At 45.3% G+C, this 12,441-nt stretch carries 12 protein-coding genes; 7 read left to right on the top strand and 5 right to left on the bottom strand.

The features are described from left to right. Entirely contained in the window at nt 1-1,011 is a 1,011-nt protein-coding gene (hemF, locus tag BTW00_RS00230) for an oxygen-dependent coproporphyrinogen oxidase (protein ID WP_075105709.1), read from the top strand. A gap of 290 nt (nt 1,012-1,301) precedes the next feature. Then, a complete protein-coding gene (locus BTW00_RS00235) occupies nt 1,302-1,775 on the top strand; it encodes a cytochrome c (protein ID WP_058025644.1) in 474 nt (157 codons plus the stop codon). A gap of 125 nt (nt 1,776-1,900) precedes the next feature. Here the strand turns inward: BTW00_RS00235 and BTW00_RS00240 are convergent, their stop codons facing one another. From BTW00_RS00240 to BTW00_RS00250, 3 genes are all read right to left on the bottom strand, one after another. Beyond that, entirely contained in the window at nt 1,901-2,872 is a 972-nt protein-coding gene (locus BTW00_RS00240) for a mechanosensitive ion channel family protein (protein WP_075105710.1), read from the bottom strand. Nucleotides 2,873-2,949: 77 nt separating this feature from the next. Continuing rightward, nucleotides 2,950-3,513, bottom strand: coding sequence for a lactoylglutathione lyase (gene gloA / locus BTW00_RS00245; RefSeq protein ID WP_075105711.1), 564 nt, complete (start codon nt 3,511-3,513; stop codon nt 2,950-2,952). 152 nt (nt 3,514-3,665) lie between these two features. Then, nucleotides 3,666-4,304 carry a carbonic anhydrase gene (locus BTW00_RS00250; RefSeq protein WP_075105712.1) on the bottom strand — a complete coding sequence of 213 codons (639 nt, stop codon included), beginning with the start codon at nt 4,302-4,304 and terminating at the stop codon, nt 3,666-3,668. A 431-nt stretch (nt 4,305-4,735) separates the two neighbouring features. Between BTW00_RS00250 and potA the strand changes: the two genes are divergently transcribed. The 5 genes from potA to BTW00_RS00280 all read left to right on the top strand — a co-directional run bounded on the left by potA (nt 4,736) and on the right by BTW00_RS00280 (nt 10,652). After that, on the top strand, nt 4,736-5,977 hold the full coding sequence (gene potA, locus BTW00_RS00255) for a spermidine/putrescine ABC transporter ATP-binding protein PotA (protein WP_075105713.1): 1,242 nt from the start codon (nt 4,736-4,738) through the stop codon (nt 5,975-5,977). Beyond that, complete coding sequence (gene potB / locus BTW00_RS00260) at nt 5,977-6,855, top strand: spermidine/putrescine ABC transporter permease PotB (protein ID WP_075105714.1); 879 nt, start codon at nt 5,977-5,979, stop codon at nt 6,853-6,855. The genes potA and potB overlap by 1 nt, the downstream gene beginning before the upstream one ends. Next, nucleotides 6,855-7,643 (top strand): spermidine/putrescine ABC transporter permease PotC, encoded by a 789-nt coding sequence (potC, locus tag BTW00_RS00265; protein WP_075105715.1) that lies wholly within the window; start codon nt 6,855-6,857, stop codon nt 7,641-7,643. Before potB ends, potC begins: the two co-directional genes overlap by 1 nt. A 104-nt stretch (nt 7,644-7,747) precedes the next feature. Continuing rightward, on the top strand, nt 7,748-8,638 hold the full coding sequence (locus tag BTW00_RS00270) for a LysR family transcriptional regulator (protein WP_075105716.1): 891 nt from the start codon (nt 7,748-7,750) through the stop codon (nt 8,636-8,638). 634 nt (nt 8,639-9,272) lie between these two features. Continuing rightward, a complete protein-coding gene (locus tag BTW00_RS00280; protein ID WP_075105718.1) occupies nt 9,273-10,652 on the top strand; it encodes a serpin family protein in 1,380 nt (459 codons plus the stop codon). 128 nt (nt 10,653-10,780) lie between these two features. Here the strand turns inward: BTW00_RS00280 and BTW00_RS00285 are convergent, their stop codons facing one another. Together BTW00_RS00285 and tsaD are read right to left on the bottom strand one after the other, a co-directional pair. Continuing rightward, nucleotides 10,781-11,152, bottom strand: coding sequence for a CrcB family protein (locus BTW00_RS00285; RefSeq protein ID WP_075105719.1), 372 nt, complete (start codon nt 11,150-11,152; stop codon nt 10,781-10,783). Between the two features lie 32 nt (nt 11,153-11,184). After that, the gene (tsaD, locus tag BTW00_RS00290) at nt 11,185-12,234 is read right to left on the bottom strand and encodes a tRNA (adenosine(37)-N6)-threonylcarbamoyltransferase complex transferase subunit TsaD (RefSeq protein WP_075105720.1); all 1,050 of its coding nucleotides are present in this window, start codon (nt 12,232-12,234) and stop codon (nt 11,185-11,187) included. Nucleotides 12,235-12,441: the final 207 nt, after the last annotated feature.

Here is a 12,441-nt window from a genome sequence, read left to right on the forward strand (position 1 = left end):
ATGAGTATTTCAAATATAGATAACCAAGCAGACCTATCAACCGTGGCGTCAGAGACCACGCCAACCAATCAAGACATCCTGCGCGTACGGGCGTTTTTGGTGGACCTGCAGGCTCGTATCTGCGACGCCTTAGAAGCACAAGAACGCGATGGCAGCACTAATAAAAACGAGCATGCAACCTTCGTTCCCGATGACTGGGAACGTCCTGAAGGCGGCGGCGGTCGTTCGTGCGTATTGACAGATGGCACGGTCATCGAAAAAGCAGGCGTGATGTTCAGTCATATCCATGTCCACAATTTGCCTGCTTCTGCCACTGCACGCCACCCCAATATCGCTGGTCGCAAAGCGCAAGCCATGGGCGTGTCCTTAGTGGTACATCCCAAAAACCCAAATGTCCCAACCAGCCACGCCAACGTACGTTTGTTCGTGGCAGAAGCAGAAGGCGAAGCGCCGATTTGGTGGTTTGGCGGCGGCTTTGATTTGACGCCTTTCTACCCCGTACTCGCCGATTGTGTACACTGGCATCAAGTCTGTCATGATCTGTGCGCACCTTTCGGTGACCATATTTATGCTGATTTCAAACAGTGGTGCGATGAGTATTTTCATCTGCGTCATCGCGACGAGCAGCGTGGTATCGGTGGTTTGTTTTATGACGACGTCAGTACAGAGAGTCGCGGCTGGGATTTTGAGACGTGTTTTGACTTTATGAAAGCCGTTGGCAATGGTTACCTTGATGGTATTCTGCCGATTTTTGAGCAGCGTAAAAACACGCCTTATACTGATGCACAGCGCGAGTTTCAGCTCTATCGCCGTGGCCGTTATGTAGAGTACAATCTGGTCTACGATCGTGGCACATTATTTGGCTTGCAAAGTAACGGCCGTATTGAGTCGATCTTAGTCAGTATGCCACCTCTTGCCAGCTGGCATTATCGGTTTGAGCCGGCTGAGGGCACACCTGAGTTTGAGTTGACTGATTATTATCTCAAGCCGCGTGATTGGTTGGCTCTCTAAGCTTTTTTAAAGCTCAAGAATGTTAGGTTTGAGAGTGTAGGTCAGCGATTATCGCTGGCCTTTTTTATATCTAACAAACGATTTGCTAAAGGGGTTTTATATCATCCGATGATTACGAGGATATAACATTATATTGCTCCCATTCTGCCGATAAACGCTACAATAGTAGAGACTCTTTCGCAGCCACTGTGCGCAAAAGAATCTTAAGAAATATTTTTATAATAATATTTGAGGTAAGGCGAGCGTGATAGCGATGCCTACTATTAGCCACGTTTAAAGGAGTAAGTCATATGGCACAGGTTTATACCAAAAAATCTTTGAAATCTTTTTTTAGCATCACCTTAATGGCAGCGGCGCTGGGTTTGACAGCGTGTAGCGGTGCAGGCGACGATCCTGATATCAAAGCGCGCCAAGACAGCATGAAAAGCTGGGGCGATGCGATGGGCGTCATGGGTGATATGGTCAAAGCCCCTGATACCTTTGATGCGGCGGTTTTCAAAGAGCAGGCATCATTCTTGGCAGAAGATGCGGCAAACCCTTGGAGTCACTTTGAAAACCAAGAAGCCATGGGCAACGCGACTGAAGCCGTATGGTCAAATGCTGATGGTTTCAGTGCTGAAGCGGACAACTTTCAAAAAGTGACGGCTGAGCTAAATGCTGCTGCACAGTCGGCTACTAGTGTCGAAGACGTCCAGCCTGCCTTTGGTGAAGTGGGCGCAAGTTGTAAATCGTGCCATACCGAATTTAGAGCAAAAAATGACTAATGCTTTATACTAGCCTAGTAGCTTGTAGAAAGACAAAAAACCGCCATATCATTGAATATGGCGGTTTTTTATTGCTCAAAAAACATCACGTGAAGACAGCTCTTTGAAATAACGCTCTAAGCAAATTACTCTGTCTCTGCTTTTTTGGCATTATCATCATTAACATTGTCATCTTGCTGCTTATTTATCTGCTTAACAATAGACTTCACCGAAGGATCACTCAAATCAATCGTACGTATTGGGAATGGAATATTTACGCCCGCTGCATCCAACGAGTTTTTGATACCTACAATTACTTGATGAATCGAGGCAACTTTGTTGGCTTGCGTACCATCTTCGATGAACCAACGTACCATTAGATCAATGGACGAACCACCGAAACCAGTGGCAATTACGCTTGGCGTTGCTTTCTTTGAGACGCTCTCTATCTTATCTAATGTTTTTATAATCTCAGCTTTAGCCGCTTCAATATCATCTTCATAACCGATACCAACTGCGACTTGCAGACGGCGCTGCTTATAAGCGGTATTGACGGTCAATGCTGAGGTATAGAGATCTGAATTTGGAATCACCACTTGACGGCCATCATAAGTCCTGATGGTAGTTGCGCGGATTTTGATATCTTCGACTGTTCCTTCATAGTCGCCTGAAACGATTTGATCACCGATACGAAACGGCTCTGAGATCAGCAATAAAATACCAGAGAGTAGGTTTTGAAAAATATCTTTAAAAGCAAAACCAATCGCCACCGAACCAATACCCAGCGCGCCGATTAATTTGGCTGGTGTAAATCCTGGAATAGCAACAACCATGGCGATCATAAAGCCAATAAACAGAATAAGCGCCCCACCTATGCGCTGAAACACCTTCACCAAGTTTTGATGACGCACGCGCGCGCCTAAGGTTTTATGCACGACTTTTTTGAAAATAATCGACAACAGCCAAAAAATCCCCAACACAATGAGCGCCGCTACAAAATATGGAATGCGCTCAATAAAGCCTCTTGCCAAGTCTTGCGTGGTATAGACCACTTGTTGATAGACGGTCACACCATCGGTTAGCGTGTTCGATAGGCGGCTCACGTCAGGGGTGGGCATAAAGGGTTGCTCCTATTGCTGTCTTAGCGCGTGTTTAAATGAATAAATAAATGAACATCTCACTACTGTTTTGCCAGTTATGACATCAAATCAGCTTGTACAATTTCGATCCAATAGCCATCAACATCCTTGATAAAGGCGATGTTTTTCATACTGCCGTCTTCTGGACGTTTTTTGAACTCAACATCGTTCTTATCAAACCAAGCAATGGCCTCATCCAAGTTCGGTACATTAAAACAAATGTGTCCAAAGCCTTGAGGTTCTTGGTTGCCATCGTGATAGCTAAAGTCAGCTTTTGTCTCTGTGCCGTAATTATGGGTCAGCTCCAAAATACCGCGCTGACGGAAAGCAAAAATTTCTAAATCATCACCAGCAGGCAGGTTCTCACGCTCGCTCTCAGTTAGCTTTGCCAAGAAATACAGATCAAACTCCATATCAGGGAATTTTTTGACCGCCAGCAACGTCATACCCAACACGCCAGTATAAAACGCCAATGATTTTGCAGGATCTTTGACGCGGAGCATGGTGTGATTAAACGTAAAACCTGTCGTTTGCGTAGAGATTGACTGGACGCCATCTACACTGATACTGCTCGCAGGCTGTGCGATGGTTGCGTTATTATTATTAGATGGAGTAGACATAATTATCCCAATATAATTTAGAAAATGCAGTTATAAATAAGCGAATCACGATGATCGCAATTCGCTTGGTTCTCTCATCATAATAAAAATTGGCAAAATAATTGATAGGGTTTTGTAAGGATATGAACAAAGTATGTTCATATTTAGATATATTAGCTGTCTAAGAATCGTACCTTTCCGGTCTCTAGATCATATTCAGCGCCCACAACAAGTAGCTGACCACTGTTAGTCAAATCCTCTAGTGCCCGCGATCCATGTCTTAGCTGACTCACTGACATGCGCACGTTGGCACGGATAGAGCGATCAACCAGCTCATCGGCATCGACGTCTTGACCATTGGCCGTTGCCAGCTCGTGCAAGTTATAAACACTTGGGCGAATGCGATCAACGATCGATTGCAAATTAGGAGAATAGTTCTGATCAGGATTGATCAAGGTCTCAACGCAGGCCGTGACCGCGCCGCATTTTGAATGTCCAAGGACTACCACCAACTGCGTACCGAAAGCTTCGGCCGCAAACTCAATTGAGCCAATCTGTGATGGCGCCACCACATTGCCCGCCACACGTATGACAAACAAATCCCCCAAGCCTTGATCAAAGACAATCTCAACAGGTACTCGTGCATCCGAGCAGCCCAAAATAATGGCTAATGGATTTTGATCCTTGACCAATTCTGGACGACGCTGCATATATTCATCGGTACTGGTGAGACTATCCACGTAGCGGGCGTTACCTTGTTTCAACAATTCAAGCGCTTCTTGACCGGTAGTTGGACGTGTATCAGTAGGCATGAGAGATCCTTTATTATCAATAATATGAGAGTTATAAACGGCTTTATATACTTGTATGCAAACATAAATGGGCAGATGACTATTCACACTCACCCACCAGATGCCTTATGTTTGTCAGCCATACCGTGATTGTATAGGAATAGACGCCAAAAAACGGTAAAAAATTTTGTTTAAATGTCGTTATATCAAAGCATATATCATCAAAAGTAGAGCACCTCCTGGCGCTACCATAACGGTACAACTCGCGTAATTGATAACGAACTTGCACTGATTTATATCACGGGTTTGTTATAATACGCAGCAATCAGACAGCTATCAGGCAGCAATCAAATCGTGCTTACGCTCTTGCCAGTTTTTTGATGACATCGAGATACCTTGATGGCTGCATTGATTTACTGCTCTGATCTATTGGACGCTTAGGAACAGATATTATGACCGACCCATCGCCAAGCACGCACAAAACCTCCGCGTCGCCTCAAAACGACAAGACGCTGCTGCAACTGAGTGGTATTAAAAAGACCTACGATCAAACTGAAGTGTTAAAAGACATCAATCTTGATATCAAGCATGGCGAGTTTTTGACCCTGCTTGGGCCCTCAGGCTGTGGCAAAACGACATTACTGCGTTTGATTGCAGGTTTTGAGCAACCCAATGCGGGGACAATCTATCTAGATGGCGTGCAGATGGCAGGCTTATCCGCTGATAAACGTCCGGTCAATACCGTCTTTCAGCAGTACGCCCTGTTTCCACATATGAGCGTCGCCCAAAATGTCGCTTATGGCCTAAAGATTAAAAAAGTGCCAAAAGCTGAGATTCAAGCGCGTGTGAGCGAGATGCTAGCCATGGTGCAGTTGGAGCATTTGGCCAATCGCAAACCGCAGGATTTATCTGGTGGGCAGCAGCAGCGCGTGGCGATCGCCCGTGCGGTAATCAATCGCCCCAAGCTATTACTACTCGATGAACCACTATCCGCGCTCGATCATAAGCTACGCTTGCAAATGCAGTCTGAACTCAAGCGTCTGCAACGTGAGCTGGGCATTACCTTTGTCTTTGTCACGCATGATCAAGAAGAAGCGCTGTCGATGTCAGACCGCATTGCCGTGATGAAAGACGGCATGTTCCAGCAAATCGGCACGCCTATTGAGATTTATGAGACTCCTGCCAACTTGTTTACTGCCAAGTTCATTGGTGAGACCAATCTGTTTAGAGCTGAGGTCAAGGGTGTCTATCCAGACCTTCCCGATCGTGATGGCAACGTGACCAATGGACGCATCGAAGTTGAAGTCTGTGAGGCTCAAGCGCAAGAAGGGCCAACAACGCTACGTAACTTGCGTCGACCCAATTTTGCCAATGATGTACAAGTGGGCGATATCGTTAATTTACTACTTCGTCCCGAAGATCTACGAATATATGATCCAAGAGATAACGAGCATAGCGGGCTACTGGGGCGCGTCATCGAAAGTAACTATAAAGGCAGTACGTTAGACTCGATTATTGAATTGGCAAATGGCCATATCATTAAGGCCTCTGAGTTTTTTGATGAAGATGACCCAAGCTTTGATTACAAACTCAACGAAGGCGTCAAGGTCTCATGGGTCGATGGCTGGGAGTGGGTATTGCCAGAAGACGCTGACCATACAAACAAGGCGACTGTACAAAAGGATGGTAGCTGATGGCCTGCAACCACTTAGGCAGCAAAAGTCCGTTTCGTACGGCAACGCTCTGGCTGATCTGGGGTTGGCTACTGATATTTGCGCTATTACCAAACATATTGGTCATTGCTGTCAGTTTTTTAACCCGTGATAGCAGCGCCTTTATTAGCCTGCCTGTCAGTATTGACAGCTATGTGCGCATGGTTGATCCGTTATATTTTGAGGTCTTTGTTCATTCATTATGGATGGCAGGTATCACAACGGTTATCTGTCTACTGCTGGGCTACCCTTTTGCGTGGCTCGTGTCCAAGGTAAAAGTGCGTTGGCAGCCGTTACTCATGCTGCTGTTGATCCTGCCCTTTTGGACCAACTCTTTGGTGCGCACCTATGCGCTAAAGCTGCTCTTTGCGAATAATGGCTTGATTAATAAGTCACTGCTGGCAATCGGTGTCATTGATGCCCCTATCGATATTTTATATACGCAAGGCGCAGTGATTGCAGGCCTAACTTACTTATTATTTCCGTTTATGGTACTGCCGTTATATGCCGTATTTACCGATTTGCGCAATGACATGCTGCTCGCCTCGCAGGATTTGGGCGCAACTAAAACACAGACCTTTTGGCATGTGGTGCTGCCACTGACGACGCCAGGGATTATCTCTGGGGTGCTGCTCGTGCTCTTGCCTGCGATGGGTATGTTTTATGTGGCGGATATTTTGGGCGGCTCTCGTAACTTGCTGGTCGGTAATATCATCAAAAACCAATTCTTAGATGCCCGTGACTGGCCTTTTGGCGCGGCTGCTAGCGTGTTATTGACAGTGGCAATGGCGGTATTATTACTAGCCTACCGTGCCAGTAGTCGCCGCATTGGCAAGACTGACTTTAACGAGGTGGCTTAATGTCTTATTCGCGTACGCTTAAAATTGGCAGTATCGCTGCCAAAGGCTATCTCGGTCTTATTTATACTTTGTTATATCTACCCATTATTATTTTGGTGGTGATGTCATTTAACAAGTCAAAAATCGGCTACAACTGGGGCGGCTTTAGCTTAAAGTGGTACGAATCACTATTTAACAACCAAGCGATGCTCGATGCGTTTTGGCATTCTATTGTCTTGGGGCTAGGCGCGGCTACCGTTTCGACTCTTATAGGGACGCTTACAGCGCTAGCACTGCATCGCTATAACTTTCGCGGTAAAGGCTTACTAAACGGGCTGCTGTTTGTGCTGATGATGTCGCCTGAGATTGTGTTGGCTATCTCTTTGCTCGCGCTATTTTTATTGATAGGCTTACAGCTAGGCTTTGTGTCTTTACTGATAGCGCATATCACTTTTTGCCTGCCGTTCGTGGTCATTACTGTTTTTGCGCGTCTGAGCAGCTTGGATGAGCGGCTAATGGAGGCAGCGCGCGATTTGGGCGCATCTGAGTCGACGATGATACGTACGGTACTGATTCCGGTAATATTGCCTGCGGTAATGGCCGGTTGGTTATTGGCTTTTACCTTATCACTCGATGATGTGGTGGTATCGACCTTTGTCACAGGGCCTAGTTATGAGATTTTACCGCTGCGTATTTATTCTATGGTGCGGGTAGGTCTCAAACCTGAAGTCAATGCGATAGGTACGTTATTGCTAGTTGCCTCTCTGGTATTAGTCGTTATCTCACAGTTGTTGTTACGCAAGCGCTAGACGTTGATTACTTATTGACTTCTCACTAATAGCAGACTATGAGTGAAAATCAACACAGTATCCACTATAATGAGTTTTTCTCACTTTAGCGGTTAGGTCTTATCATGCTTGAGCTTCGTCATCTTAATACCTTAACTGCGCTACGAGCGCATGGTTCACTTGCGGCAGCGGCCGATGAGCTACACGTCACTGCTTCTGCCGTTTCACATCAACTAAAAGAGCTAGAGAACTATTACGATGTCAGCCTCGTCAATCGCCGCACCCGCCCGCTCACTTTCACGCCAGCAGGTAAAGCCGTGCTAGCCTTAGCGGATAATATCATGCCGCAAGTCACACGTACCAAAAACGATCTAAAGCGCTTAGCGCATGGGCAAGCCGGTCGCCTGCGCTTAGCGTCTGAATGTCATAGCTGTTTTGATTGGTTGATGCCGATACTCAATCACTATCGCCGCGAGTGGTCGGATGTCGAGCTTGATTTTGCCACGGGCTTTGAGCCTGAGCCGCATCATCTCTTGATGGAAGGCGATATCGATTTGCTTATTACCACCAGTGATTTACCGCTCGACGATATTAGCTATCAGCCATTGTTTGAGTATGAGAGTCGCTTGGTGCTGTCACCAACGCATGATTTAGCGACGCAAGAATTTATTGAACCTAATGATTTGGTTAATGAGACATTGATTGCCTATCCGGTAGAAGCCAAACGCCTCGATATCATTGCTAATTTTATGACGCCAGCACAAGTGAGCTTTGAGAGTGTTCGTACCACAGAACTGACCGCGATGCTGATTCAGTTGGTCGCCAGCGAGCGCGGCGTGGCAGCCCTGCCCGATTGGGTCGTTGCTGAATATGAGAAAAAAGGCTGGGTCGTCTCGCGACCATTAGGTGATGGCGTACATTGTCAGTTGTATGCAGCAACGCGCACGGCAAGCCAAGATATGGCTTATATGCAGGGTTTCGCGAGTTTACTTGATGGGATTGTGAAGCCGTTGTAGTTTCATTACTAATTACTTTTTTATAGTGATGAAATATTATTCACCTTTTCATATCGTAATGAATGTTATGGTAAATAATGGTTCCCTAGTATTGTGTATTTAATTTATGAAGTGACAATCGCTAATAATATTGACGTTAAAGGTTGGTGGCCATTGGCACTAATCTTTACAGCGCTGTACCAAGCCTTGGTCTCCATAGTATATTGTGTCATTGATAAATTATCTCCGTCTTCTTATCAATATACAGCCGTCTATGGCTTACTATTTGCCTTACCTTTTGCGATAATTTTTCTGATTAGTGAAGTTTTTTATCCGATTAATTGGTATGCAGTTAATATGAAAGAGGTCGAATTGACTGCGGCACAAGCGGTAGTTCAAAGTTCTCTTTTTTTACCATTTACTATAGGGCTGATTCTATTGACTCATTTAATCATAAGGTGGTTGATATGCCTTAGGAGAGGTCGATAGGTATACCTATGGGGGGCAATCAGGCGCTCTCACTGATTTGGCTCCCTATACACGCATCAAGCTTAGCCTTGAAAATATAGTACGCTTACCAAAATAGGCTAAACGATTGTATGGAAAGGATACTAGAATGGCATCGTATAAACCCTAGATTATTAGTGAAACAAATATGAAGAACAACCAGTATTGTTATCTTAAAAAAATGCCTAGTAACCGTATTATGGGCGCATTAGCGATCAGCAGCCTATTGGTGATGGTCAGTGGTTGTGACAGTATCATGAAGGAGACTAAGCCTACTGACACGGTAGCCAATACGGCATTAAATCCAGATAATACACCTAAAAATAACTCCGATTATAAAGCCGTTAGTAAAGATGGCTTTATTGCTGCTGATGATTCCGCGTCAACCTCGAATGGCGTTATGCAAGTCATCAATGCCAACAACCAGTTCGCTGTTGATATGTATCAGCAGATAAACGAGCAACCTGATCAAGCAGATAAGAATGTATTTTTCTCACCCTATAGTTTGTCTACGGCAATGGCAATGCTGTATGCAGCAGCAGAAGGGGAAACAAAGCAGCAAATTCAGAAGACCTTTTACTATCCGTCGATGGATACTCTAAACCCTAATAGTGCTGCACTCTATAATCAATTCAATAAATCCAATCCTGATTATAAGCTCGCCACGGTCAATGATTTATGGATGCAACAAGGGCTAACGCCTAATAAGGCGTACGTAGACACCGTACAACGCTATTATGGCGGTCAAGTAACCAACCTTAATTTTAAAGGTAGTCCTGATCCCTCGCGCCTTATCATTAATAAAAAAATTGCTCAGCACACCAATCAGCTGATTCCTGAGTTGCTACCAAAGGGTAGTATTCCCTCTAGTGTTGTCGCAGTATTAACCAACGCGGTTTACTTTAAGGGCGATTGGAAAATGCCTTTTGAGGCAAATAGCACTTTTGAGCAGCCGTTCCATCCTCTTACGGGCACACCATCTGATATCAAAATAATGAATATGAAGGCTGATTTCGGCTATAGCGAGGACAAGCAAGTACAGGTCGTGCAATTGCCTTACAAGGGCGATGACTTATCCATGCTAGTGATATTACCCAAATCAAAAGACAAAGCTGCGATGGAACAGCTGGTGCAGGATTTGAGTGCTGATAAGATTAAACAATGGAATAAAGACTTAGTCACTCAAGAAGTAAACCTTTACTTGCCAAAGTTTAAGCTTGCAGAGCGCTACGATATGAAAAGTTTGCTGTCAGCTATGGGTATGCCAAGCGCCTTTCAGGACAAAGCTACATTTAAATTATTTGATCAGCCTCTGCCTATAAAAATTGATGATGTTTATCATCAGGCGGTAGTTATTGTCGATGAAAAAGGGACAGAGGCGGCAGCAGCAACAGCCATTGTAGCAACGGAAGCTTCTGCTCCTATAGATCAGCCAGTAGAGTTTAAAGCCGATCATCCGTTTGTATTTTTAATTAAGGACAACAAAACTGATGCAATATTATTCTTAGGGCAAGTCAATAAGCCTTAATTAGGGTATACCCCAGCGGAACCAGTCATTATGCCCTCTAGACTCATTAACAGACCATTTAAAACAGACTGTATTTCGATAACCACTTAAATCAGACCACTCATTAAGCAGGTGATATCGATACAAGCTCAAAGTACGCACTTAAAGAAATAAAAGCCAAGCGCGGTTGCTAATAATGTCAGTCCAACATGCAAGCCGATGAGCGCTAAGCCTGCTAGCAGCCGCCCATCATGAATAAAACCAAATACTTCTGCACTAAACGTACTAAAGGTAGTTAACCCGCCCAAAAAACCAGTTATCACAAACACGCGCACATGATCAGATAAGTTGCTACCCATACGCTCAAACCAGACGAGCGCAAGGCCAATCAGCAGGCCGCCCAAGACATTTGCGCCAAGCGTGCCAAGTGGTATCCAATGATACAGTGGATTAAAGCGCGCTAAATAGCCACGTAAACACGCGCCTAATGCTGCTCCTAAGCCGATTGCTAGCCACTGCATAGATTATCCTTAATTTATATGGCTTTTGAACGTTATACTGCAGGCAACAGTGCTGGTAATTCTGTCATTGGCCAGCGCGGAATACAGCTAATCGCCAGATCATCAGACTGTCCTGCCTGCAAGCGCTCAAATCCGGCATAAGCAATCATTGCACCATTGTCCGTACACAGTGCTGGCGGTGCGTAGTGGACCGTCGCATTGATCTTAGCCAGCTCCGCCTCTAGCATCTCGCGCAGATGTGTGTTGGCACTGACGCCGCCTGCAATGACCAGACGGCTCATACCTGCTTGCTTGAGTGCTTTGACACATTTCTTCACTAAGGTATCGACCACTGCATGCTGGAAGCTCGCGGCGATATCCGAGCGAATTTGCGGATCGCTATCAGAGCCCTCAGTGTCTTTGATCAAGTTATGTACCGCTGTTTTCATACCGCTAAACGAAAAGTCCAAACCTCGATGTAGCATCGGTCTTGGCAGCGCATAAGCATCAGGATTGCCAGCTTCTGCCAGTTTGGCAACATTAGGCCCACCGGGATAAGGTAAGCCTAGCATCTTAGCCGCTTTATCAAAGCACTCACCCGCCGCGTCATCGATCGACTCACCCAAGATTTCATACTGTCCCACACCATGAGCGGCTATAAGTAAAGTGTGACCACCAGAGACCAACAGCGAAACAAAAGGAAAAGCGGGCGGATTGGCACCCATAAGCGGCGCGAGCAAATGCCCTTCCATATGATGAATACCAATGGCAGGAATATCCAAACCATACGCCAGACTGCGGCCAAATAATGCGCCGGTCATCAACGCACCGATCAGCCCTGGCCCTTTAGTATAGGCAATCGCATCGATGTCGTTTTTACTCATATCACACTGCTCAAGCAGCTCGTTGAGTAAGGGCACGAGCTTACGAATATGATCACGACTGGCAAGCTCAGGTACAACGCCGCCATAGAGCGCATGTAGCTCAATCTGTGAGTACAGTACTTGCCCGACCAACCCTTGATTGTCACTATTGATCTGCTCGCTATCAAAGATCGCCAGCCCAGTTTCATCACAAGACGTCTCTAAACCCAATACCTTCATACTTTTGCCTTTATGCTTTTGTTTTCGGACTATTTTTTGCCACGTTTTTATTGTATATCGCTTTAAAATTTTGAATATCGAATCAAATCCGCTTCGCACAGCCAGTCATATTTTTAAAATCGATAGTAATAGAAAACGCGCATAAAAAAACCGCCATTGTCAGTCACAATGACGGTCAGTTTAACAAATTTCAATGACTGGTATACT

It is taken from the genome of Psychrobacter sp. C 20.9 (genome assembly GCF_001921765.1).
Taxonomy (GTDB): domain Bacteria; phylum Pseudomonadota; class Gammaproteobacteria; order Pseudomonadales; family Moraxellaceae; genus Psychrobacter; species Psychrobacter piscatorii_B.